At 70.1% G+C, this 19,604-nt stretch carries 13 protein-coding genes; 6 read left to right on the plus strand and 7 right to left on the minus strand.

The features are described from left to right. Window positions 1–96 precede the first annotated feature (96 nt). The gene (locus tag ACZ4RZ_RS09345) at window positions 97–1,623 is read right to left on the minus strand and encodes a flavin monoamine oxidase family protein (protein ID WP_467743675.1); all 1,527 of its coding nucleotides are present in this window, start codon (window positions 1,621–1,623) and stop codon (window positions 97–99) included. A gap of 300 nt (window positions 1,624–1,923) precedes the next feature. Between ACZ4RZ_RS09345 and ACZ4RZ_RS09350 the strand changes: the two genes are divergently transcribed. Then, window positions 1,924–2,886 (plus strand): right-handed parallel beta-helix repeat-containing protein, encoded by a 963-nt coding sequence (locus tag ACZ4RZ_RS09350; protein WP_467743371.1) that lies wholly within the window; start codon window positions 1,924–1,926, stop codon window positions 2,884–2,886. 137 nt (window positions 2,887–3,023) lie between these two features. On the opposite strand, the gene rpsA is transcribed toward ACZ4RZ_RS09350, so the two are convergent. After that, the gene (gene rpsA, locus ACZ4RZ_RS09355) at window positions 3,024–4,520 is read right to left on the minus strand and encodes a 30S ribosomal protein S1 (RefSeq protein WP_189187642.1); all 1,497 of its coding nucleotides are present in this window, start codon (window positions 4,518–4,520) and stop codon (window positions 3,024–3,026) included. Window positions 4,521–4,857: 337 nt separating this feature from the next. Here rpsA and ACZ4RZ_RS09360 point away from each other — a divergent pair, with 337 nt between their 5' ends. Next, on the plus strand, window positions 4,858–5,718 hold the full coding sequence (locus ACZ4RZ_RS09360; RefSeq protein WP_467743372.1) for a class I SAM-dependent methyltransferase: 861 nt from the start codon (window positions 4,858–4,860) through the stop codon (window positions 5,716–5,718). Between the two features lie 127 nt (window positions 5,719–5,845). Further along, window positions 5,846–8,485: an ATP-dependent RNA helicase gene (locus ACZ4RZ_RS09365; RefSeq protein WP_467743373.1), complete on the plus strand. Its 2,640-nt coding sequence runs from the start codon at window positions 5,846–5,848 to the stop codon at window positions 8,483–8,485. On the opposite strand, the gene pgfA is transcribed toward ACZ4RZ_RS09365, so the two are convergent. The 3 genes from pgfA to ACZ4RZ_RS09380 all read right to left on the minus strand — a co-directional run bounded on the left by pgfA (window position 8,475) and on the right by ACZ4RZ_RS09380 (window position 11,509). Beyond that, window positions 8,475–9,467, minus strand: coding sequence for a cell envelope lipid trafficking protein PgfA (pgfA, locus tag ACZ4RZ_RS09370; RefSeq protein ID WP_467743374.1), 993 nt, complete (start codon window positions 9,465–9,467; stop codon window positions 8,475–8,477). The genes ACZ4RZ_RS09365 and pgfA overlap by 11 nt on opposite strands. Window positions 9,468–9,551: 84 nt before the next feature. Continuing rightward, complete coding sequence (locus tag ACZ4RZ_RS09375) at window positions 9,552–9,686, minus strand: SPW_0924 family protein (RefSeq protein ID WP_369245870.1); 135 nt, start codon at window positions 9,684–9,686, stop codon at window positions 9,552–9,554. A gap of 143 nt (window positions 9,687–9,829) precedes the next feature. Then, window positions 9,830–11,509 (minus strand): lytic transglycosylase domain-containing protein, encoded by a 1,680-nt coding sequence (locus ACZ4RZ_RS09380; RefSeq protein ID WP_467743375.1) that lies wholly within the window; start codon window positions 11,507–11,509, stop codon window positions 9,830–9,832. A 290-nt stretch (window positions 11,510–11,799) separates the two neighbouring features. Here ACZ4RZ_RS09380 and ACZ4RZ_RS09385 point away from each other — a divergent pair, with 290 nt between their 5' ends. Next, window positions 11,800–12,654, plus strand: coding sequence for a DUF4184 family protein (locus ACZ4RZ_RS09385; protein WP_467743376.1), 855 nt, complete (start codon window positions 11,800–11,802; stop codon window positions 12,652–12,654). Here ACZ4RZ_RS09385 and ACZ4RZ_RS09390 read toward each other — a convergent pair. Next, on the minus strand, window positions 12,575–13,558 hold the full coding sequence (locus tag ACZ4RZ_RS09390) for a serine hydrolase (RefSeq protein WP_467743377.1): 984 nt from the start codon (window positions 13,556–13,558) through the stop codon (window positions 12,575–12,577). The genes ACZ4RZ_RS09385 and ACZ4RZ_RS09390 overlap by 80 nt on opposite strands. 292 nt (window positions 13,559–13,850) lie before the next feature. Further along, window positions 13,851–16,577 carry a DNA polymerase I gene (polA, locus tag ACZ4RZ_RS09395; RefSeq protein WP_467743378.1) on the minus strand — a complete coding sequence of 909 codons (2,727 nt, stop codon included), beginning with the start codon at window positions 16,575–16,577 and terminating at the stop codon, window positions 13,851–13,853. Between the two features lie 124 nt (window positions 16,578–16,701). Between polA and ACZ4RZ_RS09400 the strand changes: the two genes are divergently transcribed. Then, a complete protein-coding gene (locus ACZ4RZ_RS09400) occupies window positions 16,702–19,005 on the plus strand; it encodes an FdhF/YdeP family oxidoreductase (RefSeq protein ID WP_467743379.1) in 2,304 nt (767 codons plus the stop codon). Window positions 19,006–19,066: 61 nt separating this feature from the next. After that, entirely contained in the window at window positions 19,067–19,528 is a 462-nt protein-coding gene (locus tag ACZ4RZ_RS09405; protein WP_467743380.1) for a PaaI family thioesterase, read from the plus strand. Window positions 19,529–19,604: the final 76 nt, after the last annotated feature.

Below are 19,604 nucleotides of genomic sequence, written 5' to 3' on the forward strand. Positions count from 1 at the left end.
ACGAGCGGCTGGAAGGACATCCGCGGACAGTTGCCGAGTCGTCCACAGAGGGCTGTCCAGGCATTCACCGACGGCTACCAGGACAGCACGCGCGTGTTACGAGGACAGCACGCGCGCGTGCAGCGCGGTGACCGCCTTGCGGGCGGAGGTGAAGGCACCGTGCTGCCAGGCGTCGGTGTAGCTGAGCCAGTCGCCGGCGAAGTAGACCCGCCCGGCGGGCTCGTTCAGCGGCTTGTAGCGGGCGTCGTCGGGCCCGCCGGGGGTTTCGTGCCAGGCGGCCTCCAGGTGGGGTGTCTGGCGCCAGTGATGCGAGAAGGAGGACGCGAGTTCGGTGCGGTACTTCTCGCCGTAGATCTTCACGCCCGCGGCCACCGCACGCTTCTCGCGCTCCTCAGGGGTGAGTTTCGCGTACGAGTCGGCGTTGTCGCCGTAGTTGTAGTAGCCGATCAGCACACCGCGCTCGCCGTGGAAGCCGTACGAGGGGTGCCAGATGTGGGTGACGTCCTGGTCGGTCTCGGTGATACCGCCGTAGATGTTGTGATCAAGCTCCCACCAGCGCGAACGGTACTCCAGACCGATCTTGGCCGCCGACGAGGGAGTGATCGCCTCCAGGGCGCTCTGCACTCCGGAGCCGAGGTTGTGCGGGATCTTGGCGAGGATGTTGGGCGGCAGGGCACCGATGCAGTAGTCGGCGTCGATGGACTTCGTACGGCCGCCCTGGGTGTAAGTGACGGTGACGCCACTCCCCTTGTCGGTGATTTTGGAGACCGCGGCGCCGGTACGGATGCGATGGGCCCCGATCGCCTTCGTCAGTGCCTTCGGTATCTGGTCCATGCCGCCCACCGGTTGGAACATCAGCATCGCCTGGTCGAAGCCGAACTCGAAGGAGAAGTAGCGGCCGACGCCGCTGGCGAACACCTCGGAGGCGGTGGGGATGTCGCCGAGGAGCGCACCGGGGGTTCCCGCCGCGGCGGGGACGGTGGTGTAGCCGCGGCGCTCACCGCCTTCGTACGTCAGCTTGTCGCCCAGTTCGCCGAAGTCCTTGAGGAACTCCACGAGTTTCTCCTGGTCGGTGGCGGTCAGCTCCTTGTCGAGAGCACCCTTGTCGGTGGCTTTGGCGAGCAACTCGGAGACGTAGCCGTAGACATCGGCCTTGGCGGTGCGGTACCGCATCGGCTTGGTCATGCCGGTCGACTCGTTGTAGATGTACGCGTCCGCGTTCGTGTTCGTGAACACCTCGATCGGGACGCCGAGTTCGCGGCAGTAGTCGAGAGTGATCATCCACTGCGGAAGGCGGGCGGGGCCCGCGTTCATGTAGTGGCCCTCGCCGAAGCGGGCCGTCTGCGTGTTGCCGTAGAGATCGGTGGTCGTATCGCCGCCGCGCACGGTGAAGTTGCGGCCACCGGTGCGGTCCCTGGCCTCCAGGACCGTACAGTCGTAGCCCGCCTTGCCGAGCTCGTACGCGGACGCGAGTCCGGCGATGCCGCCGCCGACGATGACGACCTTGGCGGCACCGCGTCCGGTGAGTGTGAAATCGCTCGACTTCAGTGCACGGAAGGGCTGTTCACGTCCTGCGGCCTGCGCGGTGGGCGCGAGGCCGAGGGCGCCCATGGTGGCGAACATCGCGCCCGCCCCACCGGTGAGACCCACATTGCGGAGAAAGGCGCGCCGGCTCGCGTCGGTAGATCGCCGCTGTGCTGCCATGACTTCGGCTCCCCTCACGATCTTGAATGATCTGGGGATCCTGGCAACGCCCTGTTACAGCACGGGAGTTACTCGTGTATCTGCCACGTTTCCCTCCCCGCACACTCGGACTGGTCCAGACCTTGACGCGAGCATGCAGCACCCCTACGTTCACATGGACACCCAAAGTTCACGTACAAGAACACGCTTCTCTGCGAACCGACGGGAAGGTCCCCCCACATGCGTATCCGACGCACACTCCTCACCCCTCTGCTCGCCGCGACGGCAGCCACGGTCGGCACGGCCCTGACCGCTCCCCCGGCCGAGGCCGCCGAGGTCATCGAGGTCTCCACCGCCGCCCAGCTGAAGTCCGCGCTCAGCTCGGCATCCCCCGGCGACACGATCCGCCTCGCCGACGGCACGTACACGGGCAACTTCAAGACGTCGACGGCGGCGAGTTCCGGCGCCCGCATCACCCTCACCGGGTCCTCGAAGGCCGTCCTCAAGGCGAGCGGCGGCTACGGTCTCCATCTCAACGGCGCCTCGTACTGGACCGTCCAGGGCCTCACCGTCACCGGTGGACAGAAAGGCATCATGATCGACTCGGCGAAGGGCGTCGTCGTCGACACGGTCACCGTCCACGGACTCGACATGGAGGGCGTCCACTTCCGCAGCTCCAGCACGGACGGCGTGATCAAGAACTCGAAGATCTACGACACCGGCAACGACGGGCGCGGCATGGGCGAGGGCGTGTACGTCGGAACGGCCGGCGGAACCTCCGACAAGAGCGACCGCATCCAGATCACCGGCAACACGATCGGCCCGGACGTGGGCGGGGAGAACGTCGACATCAAGGAGGGCACCACCGGCGCCCGCATCACCGGCAACACCTTCGACGGCAGCGGCCTCACCGGCGCCAACTACGACGACTCCTGGGTCGACGTGAAGGGCAACGACGTCCTCGTGGAGAACAACAGGGGCAAGTCCACGACGAACGACGGCTACGAAACCCACACCCAGCAGTCCGGCTGGGGCTGCGGCACGGTGTTCCGCTCCAACACCTCGGACCTGACGGGCGCGACGGGCGACAAACAGCTCGCGATCAACGTGGCCAACTACAGCACGAGCTGCAAGACGACCGTTTACGCGGCGAACACGGTGACCGGAGGCAGGGGCCTCACCAACATCACGGTCACCCAATAGCGCCATCCGGGGCAGCGCCCCGCAGGGGCGCGGGGCTGCGCGATCAGCCCCCACCAACGGCATAAAAGACCGGCGGCCCGCACCCCAAACGGGGTGCGGGCCGCCGACCAGCTACTGCCTGGCGGAACCTACACGGTTCAGCTCTGGCCGCCCGCGAGCTTCTCGCGAAGCGCGGCGAGGGCCTCGTCCGACGCCAGGGCGCCGGAGGTGTCGTCCGACTCCGAGGAGTACGAACCGCCGCCGGCGGCGGCCGGAGCCGCACCCGCGTCGCCGCCCTCGGCCGCCGCCTGGGCGTCGGCCTCGCGGGACTTGATGACCTGCGCCTGGTGCTGCTCGAAGCGCTGCTGCGCCTCGGCGTACTGGTGCTCCCACGCCTCGCGCTGGGTCTCGTAGCCCTCGAGCCAGTCGTTGGTCTCGGGGTCGAAGCCCTCGGGGTAGATGTAGTTGCCCTGGTCGTCGTACGACGCGGCCATGCCGTACAGCGTCGGGTCGAACTCGACCGAGGCCGGGTCGGCACCGAAGGACTCGTTGGCCTGCTTCAGGGACAGCGAGATCCGGCGACGCTCCAGGTCGATGTCGATGACCTTGACGAAGATCTCGTCGTTGACCTGGACGACCTGCTCCGGGATCTCCACGTGGCGCTCGGCCAGCTCGGAGATGTGGACCAGACCCTCGATGCCCTCGTCCACGCGGACGAACGCACCGAACGGAACGAGCTTGGTGACCTTACCCGGGACGACCTGACCGATCTGGTGCGTACGGGCGAACTGCTGCCACGGGTCTTCCTGCGTCGCCTTGAGCGACAGGGAGACGCGCTCGCGGTCCATGTCGACGTCGAGGACCTCGACGGTGACTTCCTGGCCGACCTCGACAACCTCGGAGGGGTGGTCGATGTGCTTCCAGGAGAGCTCGGAGACGTGCACGAGACCATCGACGCCGCCCAGGTCCACGAAGGCACCGAAGTTGACGATCGAGGACACGACGCCGGAGCGGACCTGACCCTTCTGCAGGGTGGTGAGGAACGTCTGGCGAACCTCGGACTGGGTCTGCTCCAGCCAGGCGCGGCGGGACAGGACCACGTTGTTGCGGTTCTTGTCCAGCTCGATGATCTTCGCCTCGAGCTCCTTGCCCACGTAGGGCTGGAGGTCGCGGACACGGCGCATCTCGACGAGAGAAGCCGGCAGGAAGCCACGGAGGCCGATGTCGAGGATGAGACCACCCTTGACGACCTCGATGACGGTACCGGTGACGATGCCGTCCTCTTCCTTGATCTTCTCGATGGTGCCCCAGGCGCGCTCGTACTGGGCGCGCTTCTTCGAGAGGATCAGGCGGCCTTCCTTGTCCTCCTTCTGGAGAACAAGGGCTTCGATCTCGTCGCCGACGGCCACGACCTCGTTCGGGTCGACGTCGTGCTTGATCGAGAGCTCGCGGCTCGGGATGACACCTTCGGTCTTGTAACCGATGTCGAGCAGGACCTCGTCCCGGTCGACCTTCACGATGACGCCGTCGACGATGTCGCCGTCGTTGAAGTACTTGATCGTCTCGTCGATCGCGGCGAGGAAGGCTTCCTCGTTACCGATGTCGTTGACCGCAACCTGCGGGGTGGTGGCGGTGGTCTCGGTGCTGCTCGTCATGTGGGAAAGGGCTCCGGTACGGACAGTGAGTCGTAGGTACTGCTTACGCCGGGAGCCCGTTTCGCTCTGCAGAAGGCCGGACAGCCAAGGAAGCGCCCAGCCTGGACGGTGTTTTTACAAACACATCCCAGTGGCGCCTCGAAAACCGAGGGGACATACATACAGATGCGAGCGCAGCCTGCTACGTCTGAGGAGCGCAGGCCCGCAGCGCAACTTGTAGCATACGGGGGCAGCCGGGCAGGGTCAATGCGCGAAGGCGCACACCCGGGGCGGATCGCCGCATACCCGGCACAAGACCTGTCTCATAAGGCCACGCAGGCCATAGGGCGCCTCTGTCGTGACACGCCCGAGACGGGTTGGACGGAAGAGTACGACGAGGGAGCCGATCATCCAAGAGCCCGAACCGTTCGAGCCCGAAGCCACCCGACGCGACGCGGGCGTCACGGAGAGTTCCCGCGCCAATCGCGGCTGGTGGGACCGGAACGCGGACGAGTACCAGATCGAGCACGGCACGTTCCTCGGAGACGACCGTTTCGTGTGGGGGCCCGAGGGCCTCGACGAGGTGGAGGCCGAGCTGCTCGGCCCGCCGGAGGACCTGAAGGGCAAGGACATCCTGGAGATCGGCGCCGGGGCGGCCCAGTGCTCGCGCTGGCTGGCCGGCCAGGGGGCGCGTCCGGTTGCCCTGGACCTCTCCCACCGCCAGCTCCAGCACGCGCTGCGCATCGGCGATTCCGTGCCCCTCGTGGAGGCCGACGCGGGCGCCCTGCCGTTCGCCGACGGCTCCTTCGACCTCGCGTGCTCGGCCTACGGCGCGCTGCCGTTCGTCGCCGACCCGGTCCGCGTCCTGCGGGAGGTGCGCCGGGTGCTGCGCCCCGGGGGCCGCTTCGTCTTCTCCGTGACGCATCCGATCCGCTGGGCGTTCCCGGACGAGCCGGGCCCCGAGGGGCTGAGCGTCTCCGCCTCCTACTTCGACCGCACTCCTTATGTGGAGCAGGACGAAGAGGGCCGCGCGGTGTACGTCGAGCACCACAGGACGATCGGCGACCGCGTCCGCGACGTGGTGGCCGGCGGGTTCCGCCTGGTCGACCTGGTCGAGCCGGAGTGGCCCGACTGGAACACCCAGGAGTGGGGCGGCTGGTCCCCGCTGCGCGGGAATCTGATCCCCGGGACGGCAATCTTCGTGTGCGAGCGGGACTGATCGCGCGACGAAGGGGTGCCCACGCGTGCGTGGGCACCCCTTCGCCGCGTGGAGGGGCCACCGCGCACGTGGAGGGCAGTTCGACGGGCGTACAGGACGGGTTTGACGCTCGTACGAGACTGGGGGCGTGATCCGTTACGACGCCCTGGACCTGCTGCCCGTACGCGGCGCGCTGCCCGGTCTGAACGACGCCCTGGAGGGCGGCGGCAGCGCGGTGCTCGTGGCGCCGCCCGGCACCGGCAAGACGACCCTCGTCCCGCTGGCGCTCGCCGGTCTGCTGGAGGACGGGCGGCCGGTACGCCGGGTCGTCGTCGCCGAGCCACGGCGTATCGCCGCCCGGGCCGCCGCGCGGCGGATGGCGTGGCTGCTGGGCGAGAAGGTCGGCGAGAGCGTCGGCTACACCGTGCGCGGGGAGCGGGTGGTGGGCCGGCACGCGCGCGTGGAGGTCGTCACGACCGGTGTCCTGCTGCAGCGGCTCCAGCGGGACCAGGAGCTGGCGGACGTCGACGTCGTCGTGCTCGACGAGTGCCACGAGCGGCATCTGGACGCCGACACGGTGGCCGCCTTTCTGCTGGACGTACGGGCCGCTCTCCGCCCCGAGCTGCGACTGCTGGCCGCGTCCGCCACCACGGACGCCGAGGGGTGGGCCCGGCTGCTGGGCGACGCGCCGGTGGTCGAGGCGCGGGGAGTCTCGTATCCGGTCGAGGTGGTGTGGGCGCCGCCGGTACGCCCGGTACGGCCGCCGCACGGGATGCGGGTGGACCCGGCGCTGCTGACGCATGTGGCGTCGGTGGTGCGGCGGGCGCTGGCCGAGCGCGAGGGGGACGTCCTGTGCTTCCTGCCCGGCGTCGGGGAGATCGCGCGGGTCGCCGGGCAGCTGGGGGACCTAGGCGAGGTGGACGTGCTTCAGGTGCACGGGCGGGCGCCGGCCGCCGTGCAGGATGCGGTGCTGTCGCCGGGTGTACGGCGCCGGGTGGTCCTCGCGACCTCGGTGGCCGAGTCGTCGCTGACGGTTCCCGGGGTACGGGTGGTCGTCGACTCCGGGCTCGCGCGGGAGCCGCGGGTGGACCACGCGCGCGGGCTGAGCGCGCTGACGACCGTACGGGCCTCGCAGGCGGCGGGGCGGCAGCGGGCGGGGCGCGCCGGGCGCGAGGCGCCAGGAGCGGTGTACCGATGCTGGGCGGAGGCCGAGAACGCGCGTCTGGCCCGTTTCCCCGCGCCGGAGATCAAGGTGGCCGACCTGACGGCGTTCGCCCTCCAGGCGGCCTGCTGGGGCGACCCGGACGCGACGGGGCTCGCGCTCCTCGACCCGCCGCCGGGTGGGGCGATGGCGGCGGCGCGCTCGGTTCTGTCGGCCATCGGTGCGGTGGATTCCGCGGGGCGGGCCACGGAACGGGGTGCGCGCATGTCCCGGCTCGGGCTGCACCCGCGGCTGGCCCGGGCGCTGCTGGACGCGGCCCCCTCGGTCGGTGCGGAGCGGGCCTCCGAGGTCGTCGCCCTCTTGAGCGAGGAGCCGCCTCGGGAGTACGGCGACGACCTCGCCGCGGCGTGGCGTACCGCCCGGCGCGGGGGCGACGCCTACGCCGGGCGCTGGCGCGCGGAGGCCCGGCGCCTGCGGGCCGGTGCCTCCACCGGTACGGACTCTTCGCACCCGCCCACCGGTGACTCTCTTTCGGCAACAGCCACCGTCGAACCGCACCCCGGCACCACCGCCACCCGTGGCCCACAGACCGGCAACGCGCCTTCCACGCCCGCCTCCGCCACGTCCAGGGCGAGTGGGCGGGCAAGCGCCGGGGACGACCGCGTCGTGGGTCTCGTCGCTGCCCTCGCCTTCCCGGAGCGGGTCGCACGGCCTCAAGGGGGCTCCTACCTGATGGCTTCCGGTACCCGGGCCGAGCTCGGGGACGGCACTGGGTTGCGGGGAGCTCCCTGGCTCGCTGTCGCGGTGGCGGATCGGCCCGTGGGCGCCGGGCACGCGCGTGTGCGGCTCGGGGCCGTCATCGACGAGGAGACGGCGCGGCGGGCCGCGGGGAGCCTGTATGCCGAGGAGGACGAGGTCCACTGGGCCGACGGGGACGTCGTCGCGCGGCGGGTCGAGCGGCTGGGGGCCGTGGAGCTGGCGGTGCGCCCGATGAAGGACGCCGACTCAGGGCTCGTACGAGAGGCTCTTGTGGAGGGTCTACGGGAGGAGGGGCTCGGGCTGCTGCGGTGGACGCGGGACGCGGAGCTGCTGCGGCAGCGGCTCGCCTTTCTGTACCAGCAGCTCGGTGCTCCTTGGCCCGACGTTCGTGACGACGCCCTCCACACGCGCGTGGAGGAGTGGTTGGAGCCGGAGCTCGGGCGGGCGCGTCGGCGGTCCGACCTGGGGAGGATCGATGCCGGTCAGGGGCTCGGCCGGCTGCTTCCGTGGGCCACCGGCGATGCCGCGCGGCTCGACGGGCTCGCACCGGAGCGGATCGAGGTGCCCAGTGGGTCCAGAATCCGGATCGACTACCAGGATCCGGAACGGCCCGTGCTGGCGGTGAAGCTGCAGGAGATGTTCGGGCTGGCCGAGACCCCTCGCGTCGCCGGAGTGCCGGTGCTCGTGCATCTGCTCTCCCCCGCAGGACGGCCCGCCGCCGTCACCGCCGACCTCGCCTCGTTCTGGAGGGACGGCTACAAGGCCGTGCGGGCCGAACTGCGCGGGCGCTATCCCAAGCACCCGTGGCCCGAGGACCCGGCAACCGCCGAGCCCACCCGGCACACCAACGCCCGGCTCAGGCGTTGATCGGCTCGGGTTCCGCAGCCTCCGTCGGCGCCGGGTCGCCGGGGCGGCGGCTGCGGGCCTCCAGGTACAAGGACAGCGACAGCAGACCGGCACCCAGAAGCAGGAAGCCCCAGGGGAGGTACGAGGTCATCAGGAGGACCAGGGTGCGGTTCGACTTGACCAGGTCGACCGTGTACTTGATGTAGTCCTCGCGCATTTTCACGTGCCCGGAGAAGGCGGTCACTTTGTCACGGCCGCCCAGCAGAGTCCCGCCGCGGAGTTCCTCCTTGTGGAGCTCCTCGCCGTAGACGGGCGCTCCGGTGACCGGCTCCACCCAGAACTTACGGACCGTGGTGTACCAGATGGTCGTTCCCGTCTTGGCGAGCGACTCCTGGGTGATGCCCTTGACCGGCATGGTCTTGGGGAAGTGGACCTTGGTCCAGGGAATGGTCTGCTCGAAGTAGTAGACCTCGACTCCCCGGAAGTTCTGGGTGCCCTTGTAGTGGATGGGGTTGGTGGTGCGGGTCTGCGCGTCGAAGTACTCGTAGTCCCGCTTCTCCGTCATGAAGGGCCACTTGAACTCGATGCCCTCGCGTGTGACGGGGTCGCCGTCGACCATCTCGCCGGTGGCATGGACAGGGTCTTGGCTGTGAGCGTCGAAGATGTAGCGCTCGGGGATCTTGGAGACCATCTTGCCGTCGGGGCCCTGCACGTAGGAGAGGGAGTCCCAGACGACGACGTCGCGGCCCGCGGTCTTCTCGATCTTCTCGGAGGCCTCGACGTTGCCCTTGAGGGTCTGCACGATGGTGACCTTGGGGACCTTCCTGGCCTTCATGGTGCCGTAGTCGAGGAGGGTCGCGTCCTTCGCCTCCAGCACCATGTCCTGGTACTGGTTGGCGGGGATCTTCGCCAGGCGCGGGAAGGCGTACCAGCGCAGCAGTGGGGACAGCGCCGTGAAGAACACGGCGAAGGCGAGCAGGATCAGGCTTGCCTTGCGGCGCATCTCGGCGTCCCTCCCTGGGAGTTACGGGTGTGCGGGCACGGTGTACGGGTGCGGGGGCACGGTCTACGGGTGCGGGGGCACGGTCTACGGGTGTTTGGGCACGGTGGTCAGCAGCGGCTTCGGTGATGTCTTCCCTGCCGGTGAGCCCATGGCCGTGATGGTCAGCACCAGGGCGAGCGCCACGGCGAGACCGATCGCGGCGGCGATGAGGGCACGCATGCGGCCTCCCGAGGGCCAGGAGCTGATAGGTCGTCAGGTCCGGCACCGTAGCAACGGCGGGGCGAGATGAGAACACGTTGCACACATAGACGAGGGCGCCCCTCCGCCCGGAAGCGGAGGAGCGCCCTGGACGCGCGTACGGACTACGAGGTGGCCGCCGCCACCTTCAGCTCCACGGTCAGCGTCGCGCCGCCCGTGGTGTTGATGCGGAGCAGGAACGTGCCGGTGGTGTCGTCCGCGTACAGCTTCGGGAGCTTGAGCACACCGTCGGCGTCCGTGGTGAGGTCCGTGAGGGTGCGTACGGTCTTGCCGTCCGCGTCCTTGAAATACGGGCCCTTGTCGTTCTCGGTCGCGTCGTCCGCCGACTTGATGAGCGTCGCGGTGGCCGCGACCTTGTCCGCGACAGCACCCTTGTAGGTGGCCTTCACCTCGACCTGGTCGGCGAACTCGCCGCCCGGCACACAGGTCAGCGCGGTGTCGCTGGTGCGGGTGAGGGTGTCGGCCTGGCGCGGGGTGACGGCCGCCGTGTAGTCGAGGCCGGCCATGACGCGGCCGACGACGGTGGCGCGCACCGTGAAGTCGCCGGTCTTCTCGCCCGCGACGAGGGCGGGCGCGGTGGCCGTACCCGCGCTGTCGGTGACGACCGTGGCGACGGTCTCGCCCCCGGTGAAGGTGGCATCCGTGCCGTCACCGACGATCGTGAACCGCACCCGGACCTTCGCCACCGCCTTGCCGGCCCGGGTCTCGGTCCGTACGGCGACCTTCTCGGCGAAGGTGTCGCCTGCCGTCGCCGTGAGCTTCCCGGTGCCCGCGTCCTCCAGGTGGTCCACGGTCTCGGTGGGCGTCTGGGTGGGCGGCGGGCTCGTCGAAGGCGGTGTGGAGGGCGTCGAGGGCGTGGACGGGGCCGGGCTGGGGCTCGTCGAACCACCGCCCGGCTTGGGGGTGTTGGGCTTGGAGGTCGACGGCGGCGTGGGACTGGGGCTCGGGTCGGAGGTGTCGTCGCTGTTGTGCGAGGGCAGCGTGCCCGTGCCGTCCGGCACCTCGTGGGTGCCCTTGCGGTAGTACTCCAGCCACGACAGGACCGTGTTCAGGTACGCCGTCGAGTTGTTGTAACTGAGGATCGAGGCGTTCATCTGCGACTGGACCGACATGTCGTGGCCGAACCGGCAGAGGTAGTGGCCGGCCGAGAGCGCGGCGTCGTAGATGTTGTTGGGGTCCTTCTTGCCGTCGCCATTGCCGTCGCGGCCCGCCCACTCCCAGGTGGAGGGGATGAACTGCATCGGCCCCACCGCGCGGTCGTGCGTGGAGTCGCCGTCGTACACGCCGTTGTCGGTGTCGCTGATGTTCGCGAAGCCGTTGCCGTTGAGGACCGGGCCGAGGATCGGCGAGTACGTCGTGCCGCTCGCGTCGACACGGCCGCCGCGGGCCTGGCCCGACTCGACCTTGCCGATGGCGGCGAGGAGCTGCCAGGGCAGGTTGCAGCCCGGCTTGGACTCGCGCAGGGACGCCTCGGCCTTCTTGTAGGCGTCGAGGACGGACGCCGGAATGCCCGCCTCGGCGTCACCCCTGGAAACGGGCGTACCTATGGTCGGCGACGGGCTCGGGCTGTCGAGCGGCGGCAGGTCCGTGTAGTAGCGCGAGTTGCCGGTCGCGGTGTCGTCGCCGCTCGCGTCCGGTGTGGCTTCGGCGCCGGTCGTCTGTCTGCCGTGGTCGTCGGTGGTCACTCCCGGGGCCTGGGACGCGGACAGAGCCGCGACCGCGGCCGCGGCCACGGCGGTGGTAGCCGCCCCCTTGCGCAGCCTCCTGCCGAAATGCGCCGCCATTGAGTGAACCCCTCCCGTGGACGACCGCTTCTGCGCTTCTGCGCTTCTTCGTGCGTTTCCTGCTCGTGTTCGACCATGCTCCCCGGCACGGTAACCCGTGTGACCCTACGACAACTTCCGTCGCGCGGTCACCCGTTCGCGCCCGATATTCACCGGTTGGCCATGTGTGATGGTGCGCGGAATGCCGCCTCCGAGTGGCTCACTCGGCTGCTTTCACACGTCCCTCATACTGGGCGTCAGCGATCAGCGGAGCGGACATAACCACCCGACATCAGCCGCAGGGGGACGACTTGCCCTTCACTCTCAGCCATGCGGCGGCCGTGCTGCCCGCCGTGCGCGGTGACGGAAGCGGTCGTGGCCGGCTGGTTCCCGCCGTTCTCGTCGCCGGTTCGTTCGCTCCTGACATGACCTATTACGCGGCGAGTGTGCTGCCCGGGGCGATGGAGTTCGGCACCTTCACGCACTCCTTCACCGGCGTGTTCACCATCGACGTGCTCGTCGCGTGGGCACTCGTGGGCGCCTGGCTGGTGCTGCGCGAGCCCCTGGTGGCACTGCTGCCGCCCGCCCGGCAGGGGCGTCCGGCTCGGCTGCTGCGCTGCGGGACGCCACCCCAACGCCCCCGTAGGTCGACGGCCTTGTGGTGGTACGGCTCCGCCGTGCTCGGCGCGCTGACACATGTCGTGTGGGACGCGTTCACGCATCACGAGCGGTGGGGAGTGCGGCTGCTCCCCGCCCTGGGGCGGAACATCGGGGGCACGCCGATGTCCTTGTACGCGCAGTACGGGAGTTCGGCGGTGGGGGCCGTCGCGATCGCGGTCTTCGTGGTCGTCGCGCTGCGCCGGACGCCCTCCGGCGAACCCGTGGGGGTGCCGGTGCTGTCCGCTTCCGACCGATGGCTTGCGGCTGCAGTTCTCGGGTGCTGCGCGCTCGTGGGCGCGGTGCAGCGGGCTTCGCGCTGGTGGGCCTACTGGGGCTCCCGCGCGAAGCCCTGGGAGTTGATGCCGCCGCTGTGCTTCGGCGCGGGCGCGGGCCTGGCGCTCGGCCTCGGGCTGTACGCCGTAGCAGTCAGGGTGTGGCGTCCGGCTCCGGCTCGTCCCAGCCCGGCAGCGGCTCATACGGAGCCGAGCCGTCCGGCTCCTCGCTGATCACGCCCTCCGGGGTGGGACTCTGGATCGCGCCGCGTCCCGGGTTCAGGCCGCGGTGCACGGCCCGCGCGATGCGCTCGATGGTGCGCACCCCGTACGCCATCGTCGGGTTGTCGTGCGACAGGACGACGATGCGGTACGTGCGGTGGGGGCCCGTGAACGCCCCGACGCTGTGCACCCGCCAGCCGTGCGTCGCCCGGGGCAGCCAGCCGTTCTTCACCTGGGCCGTGAGGCCTTTCGGCATGCCGGCGGGCACGCCCCAGCGCTGGTCGCTGCGGACCTGCCTCATCAGCTTCAGGCCGTAGGCGCGGGTCTTCAGGAACGAGCGGGCGTTGGTGAGTACGTCCAGCAGCCGCATCTGGTCGGCGGCCGTGGTGCGGGTCAGGCCCCAGTAGCCGTCCGGGCCCAGCGAGGTGCGGGACGTCCCGACGCGGGCGAGGAGGCGATTGAGGTAGGCGTGCCCGAGACCGGTCCACAGCCGCGCGGCGGACGTGTTGTCCGACTCGGTGATCATGGGGCGGATGTTGGCCCGTTCCCAGTTGGTGAGCGTGCGGCCGAGCTCCTCCGCCCGTCGCAGGGTGCCCTCCATGATCATGACCTTGGCGATGCTCGCCGAGTCGTACTGCCGTTCGCTCGCGAGGGCGCAGGTCAGGCCGGTGGCGTCGTCGCTGACCGCCACGGAGACGGTGCCCTGGCGGGACGACAGCGCCGCCCGGATGTCGCGGGACAGCCGGGCGGCGCGGTCGGGGTCACGGGTGGAGCGGCAGGCGGCGGGTACCTGGGCGGTGCCGGCTTCCTCGGCGACCGCGGGTCTCGGCGCGAGAAGCGCCGAGACAACAGCTGTGGCCGCGAGGACGACGGCGGTGGCCATGGCCGTGCGGCGGTGGAGCGTACGTATACCCATGCCCGCATCCTTACGGCCCCTCTGGGCGGGGGGCGTCTTTGCGGGGGCCACGCGGGTGACGGTTCCCTCCGGGGGTTGGACGGGGGTACAGCGAGCCCGTGTTTCTCCGGCCGCCGGGGGTGGGTTGCCCTGCGGACGGTTTCGAGGCCCGCGCCGTGGAGGTTCTCGCCCGAACAGCGTCATGGAGGTTCTCGCCCGAACAGCGCCGTGGAGGTTCTCGCCGTCGTGGCGAGCGCCCAGGGGCCCGGCACCTTGCGGTGCCGGGCCCTTGATGTCGCAGCGGGGCCGAGCGCTAGTGCGCCGCCGACTCCCAGTCCGCGCCCGAGCCGATGGACACGTCCAGGGGAGCCCGGAGGTGGACGGCGGACGCCATCTCGTGGCGGAGGAGTTCCTCGGCCTTGGCGCGCTCGCCCGGGGCGATCTCCAGGACGATTTCGTCATGGACCTGGAGGAGCATGCGGGACTTGAGGCCCGCCTCGCGCAGCGCGCGGTCCACGTTCAGCATGGCGATCTTGACGATGTCCGCCGCCGTGCCCTGGATCGGGGCGTTGAGCGCCATGCGCTCGGCCGCCTCGCGACGCTGGCGGTTGTCGCTGTTGAGGTCCGGCAGGTAACGGCGGCGGCCGAAGAGCGTCGCCGTGTAGCCCGTCGCCCTCGCCTCGTCGACCACGCGGCGCAGATAGTCCCGTACGCCTCCGAAGCGCTCGAAGTAGGTGTCCATCAGCGCCCGCGCCTCACCCGCGTCGATGTTCAGCTGCTGGGAGAGGCCGAAGGCCGACAGCCCGTACGCCAATCCGTACGACATCGCCTTGATCTTGCGCCGCATCTCCGCGTCGACCGCGGACCGCTCCACGGAGAACACCTGGGAGGCGACGGTGGTGTGCAGGTCCTCACCGGAGGTGAACGCCTCCAACAGGCCCTCGTCCTCCGACAGATGGGCCATGACGCGCAGTTCGATCTGGCTGTAGTCCGCGGTCATGAGGGATTCGAAGCCCTCGCCGACCACGAAACCGCGGCGGATGGCGCGGCCCTCGTCCGTACGGACCGGGATGTTCTGCAGGTTCGGGTCCGTGGAGGAGAGACGGCCGGTCGCCGCCACCGTCTGATTGAACGTCGTGTGGATGCGGCCGTCCGCCGCGATCGTCTTGATCAGGCCCTCGACCGTGGAACGCAGCTTCGCCTGCTCGCGGTGGCGGAGCATGATCACCGGCAGTTCGTTCTCGGTCTGTGTGGCGAGCCACGCCAGCGCGTCCGCGTCCGTCGTGTAGCCCGTCTTCGTCTTCTTCGTCTTCGGCAGGGCCAGCTCGCCGAAGAGGACTTCCTGGAGCTGCTTGGGCGAGCCCAGATTGAACTCGTGCCCGGCGGCCGCGTGCGCCTCCTTCACCGCCTGCTGCACGGCGCCCGCGAACATCTGCTCCATGGCCTCCAGGTGGGCCCTGTCCGCCGCGATGCCGTGCCGCTCCATGCGGGCCAGCAGCGTGGACGTGGGCAGTTCCATGTCCCGGAGCAGGTCGGCCGCGCCGACCTCCGTCAGCTTCTCGCCGAACGCCTCGCCCAGGTCGAGGATCGTGCGGGCCTGTGCCATCAGCGCATCGGCCTCGGCCTGCTCGTCGGTGCCGAAGGCGAGCTGGCCGTCGGCCGCGGCGGCGGGCCCCAGCTCCCGGCCGAGGTACTCCAGGGACAGCGCGTCCAGCGCGAAGGAGCGACGCCCGGGCTTGACCAGATAGGCGGCGAGCGCGGTGTCCATGGACACACCCTCGATGCTCCAGCCGTGCTCGGCGAAGACCCGCATCGCGCCCTTGGCGTTGTGCAGCACCTTGGGCTTCTTGGGATCGGCGAGCCACGTCGCGAACGCGTTCTCGTCGGCCTCGTCCAGCTGCGACGGGTCGAACCATGCGGCCGCACCGTCGGCGGCGGCCAGCGCGACCTCGGCCACGGAGCCCGTGCCCAGCGCCCACGCGTCGACCGTGGCCAGGCCGAGGACCACCGTGCCGTGCTCGGCGAGCCAGGGCTTCAGCTCGCCCGCGCCCAGCACCGTGCCGTCGAGCTCCACGCCCTCGGCGACAGGCTGCGCCCCTTCGGCCTCCTCGGAGCCCGGGTCGACGGCGAGGAGCCGCTCCCGCAGCGAGGGGTTGCGGATCTCCAGGGTGTCCAGGACCATCGCGACGGCCTTGCGGTCGTACGCCGCGCGCTCCAGGTCGGCGACCGTCCTGGGCAGCTCCACGTGCTTCACCATCTCGGTGAGACGGCGGTTGAGCTTCACCGCCTCCAGGTGGTCGCGCAGATTCTGCCCGGCCTTGCCCTTGACCTCGTCGACGCGCTCGACCAGCTCCGCGAACGAACCGAACTGGTTGATCCACTTCGCGGCCGTCTTCTCCCCGACCCCGGGGATGCCCGGCAGGTTGTCCGACGGGTCGCCGCGCAGCGCCGCGAAGTCGGGGTACTGCGCCGGCGTCAGACCGTACTTCTCGAAAACCTTCTCCGGGGTGAACCGGGTCAGCTCCGAGACGCCCTTCGTCGGATACAGCACCGTCGTGTGCTCGGAGACCAGCTGGAAGGAGTCGCGGTCGCCGGTGACGATCAGCACCTCGAAGCCCTCGGCCTCGGCCTGCGTGGCGAGCGTCGCGATGATGTCGTCGGCCTCGAAGCCGTCGACCGCGAACCGCTGGGCGTGCATCGCGTCGAGGAGCTCGCCGATCAGCTCGACCTGCCCCTTGAACTCGTCCGGGGTCTTCGACCTGTTCGCCTTGTACTCGGTGAATTCCTCGGAGCGCCATGTCTTGCGGGAGACGTCGAACGCCACCGCGAAATGCGTGGGCGCCTCGTCGCGCAGCGTGTTCGCCAGCATCGACGCGAAACCATAGATGGCGTTCGTCGGCTGGCCGGTCGCGGTGGTGAAGTTCTCCGCGGGCAGCGCGAAGAACGCGCGGTACGCCAGCGAGTGCCCGTCCATGAGCATGAGGCGCGGGCGGCCGCTGCCAGGCTTCTTCTCGGTCTTCTTCGATGCTGTTTCTGCCACGCCCCCGATCCTGCCACGACGCACTGACAGTGCGGACCGTCCGGGACCGGGCACCGTCGCTGTCGGCACCGCGTGCGAGGATCGAAGGCGTTCAGGGGACGTGTGCACGCGAAGGGGTTCAGCGATGGCCAGCAAGCCGCCGAAAAGCGATCCGGTTCAGGACGCGCCGCAGGTCGCCGAGCCCAAGCACGCGGCGGCCGGGCTGCCCGCCATCGGGCACACCCTGCGCATCGCACAGCAGCAGATGGGTGTGCGCCGCACCGCGCTGACCCTGCTGCGTGTCAACCAGAAGGACGGCTTCGACTGCCCGGGCTGTGCCTGGCCCGAGCCGGAGCACCGGCACACGGCGGAGTTCTGTGAGAACGGCGCGAAGGCGGTCGCCGAGGAAGCCACCCTGCGCCGGGTCACCCCCGACTTCTTCGCCGCGCACCCGGTGACCGACCTCGCGACCCGCAGCGGCTACTGGCTGGGCCAGCAGGGCCGCCTCACGCACCCCATGTATCTCCCCGAGGGAGCCGACCACTACGAGCCGGTCACCTGGGAGCGCGCCTTCGACATCATCGCCGAGGACCTGAAGAGCCTCGGCTCCCCCGACGAGGCCCTCTTCTACACCTCCGGGCGCACGAGCAACGAGGCCGCCTTCCTGTACCAGCTGTTCGCCCGCGAGCTCGGCACGAACAACCTGCCGGACTGCTCGAACATGTGCCACGAGTCCTCGGGGTCCGCCCTCTCCGAGACCATCGGCATCGGCAAGGGCAGCGTCCTGCTCGACGACCTCCACAAGGCGGACCTGATCATCGTCGCCGGGCAGAACCCCGGCACGAACCACCCGCGCATGCTGTCGGCCCTGGAGAAGGCCAAGGCGAACGGCGCGAAGATCATCACGGTCAACCCGCTGCCCGAGGCGGGCCTCGGGCGCTTCAAGAACCCGCAGACCCCCCAGGGCATGCTCAAGGGCGCCGCCCTCACCGACCTGTTCCTGCAGATCCGCCTCGGCGGCGACCAGGCCCTGTTCCGCCTCCTGAACAAGCTCATCCTCGCTGAATCCGACAGCGCCTCCGGCGCGGGTTCAGGCGCCGTCGACGAGGAGTTCATCGCTGAACACACCCACGGGTTCGAGGAGTTCGCGGCCGCCGCCCGCGCCGCCGACTGGGACGAGACCCTCACCGCGACCGGCCTCACCCGGGAGAAGATCGACGAGGCCCTCCGCATGGTCCTCGCCTCCAAGCGCACCATCGTGTGCTGGGCGATGGGCCTCACCCAGCACAAGCACGCCGTGCCGACGATCCGCGAGGTCGTCAACTTCCTGCTGCTGCGCGGCAACATCGGCCGCCCGGGCGCGGGCGTGTGCCCGGTGCGCGGCCACTCGAACGTGCAGGGCGACCGCACGATGGGCATTTTCGAGCGCCCCGCCCCCGCCTTCCTGGACGCCCTGGAGAAGGAGTTCGGGTTCGCACCGCCCCGCGAGCACGGCTACGACGTCGTACGAGCCATCCGCGCCCTGCGCGACGGCGAGGCGAAGGTCTTCTTCGCGATGGGCGGCAACTTCGTCTCCGCGTCGCCCGACACCGAGGTGACGGAGGCGGCCATGCGCCGCGCCCGCCTCACTGTGCACGTGTCGACGAAGCTGAACCGCTCGCACGCGATCACGGGCGCACGTGCCCTGATCCTGCCGACCCTCGGCCGCACGGAGCGCGACCTCCAGGGCAGCGGCGAGCAGTTCGTGACCGTCGAGGACTCCATGGGCATGGTGCACGCCTCACGGGGCCGCCTGGAGCCCGCGAGCGGGCAGCTGCTGTCCGAGCCGGCCATCGTCTGCCGTCTCGCCCGCCGCGTCCTCGGCCACGAATCCCGTACCCCCTGGGAGGAGTTCGAGAAGGACTACGCGACCATCCGCGACCGCATCGCGCGCGTGATCCCCGGCTTCGAGGACTTCAACGCGCGCGTGGCGCACCCCGGGGGCTTCGCGCTCCCGCACGCCCCCCGCGACGAGCGCCGCTTCCCGACGGCCACCGGCAAGGCCAACTTCACGGCCGCGCCCGTCGAATACCCGAGGCTCCCCGAGGGCCGCCTGCTGCTGCAGACCCTGCGCTCGCACGACCAGTACAACACCACGATCTACGGCCTGGACGACCGCTACCGGGGCATCAAGAACGGCCGCCGGGTCGTGCTCGTCAACCCCGAGGACGCGCGCGAGCTGAAGCTCTCGGACGGCTCCTACGTCGACCTGGTCGGCGAGTGGAAGGACGGCGTCGAGCGGCGTGCGCCCGGCTTCCGCGTCGTGCACTACCCGACCGCCCTGGGCTGCGCGGCCGCCTACTACCCGGAGACCAACGTCCTCGTCCCGCTGGACGCGACCGCCGACACCAGCAACACCCCTGCCAGCAAGTCCGTCGTCGTACGTCTGGAACAATCGGCAACCGACTGAGCGTTTGCTCAGTGAGAGTGATCCACGACGAAGTGATCCACGACGAACGGAGCCGGGCCCGATGGGCGAGCAGCACACCGTGAAGTTCCCGCAAGAGGTCATCGACGAGTACGCCGCGCTCGGCGTCGACCTGCCCGCACTGTTCTCCGCGGGCCACCTCGGCTCGCGCATGGGCGTGCAGATCGTCGAGGCCTCCGCGGACCGCGTCGTGGGCACCATGCCGGTGGAGGGCAACACCCAGCCCTACGGTCTGCTGCACGGAGGCGCCTCCGCCGTCCTCGCCGAGACCATCGGCTCCGTCGGCGCCATGCTCCACGGCGGCAGCTCCAAGATCGCCGTGGGCGTCGACCTGAACTGCACGCACCACCGCGGAGTGCGCTCCGGCCTGGTCACGGGCGTGGCCACACCTGTACATCGCGGGCGCACCTCGGCGACGTACGAGATCGCCATCACGGACGAGGACGGCAAGCGCGTCTGCAGCGCCCGCCTGACCTGCGTCCTCAAGGACGCTCCCACCCCCTGACGCCGCACGGCACCCGTTCCCCGGCGCGCGGTGCGCGAGATCGCCCGTCTCCCGCAGCGCCGGGGAACCGGCCGCG

The sequence above is a fragment of the Streptomyces sp. NPDC027189 genome (genome assembly GCF_055566975.1).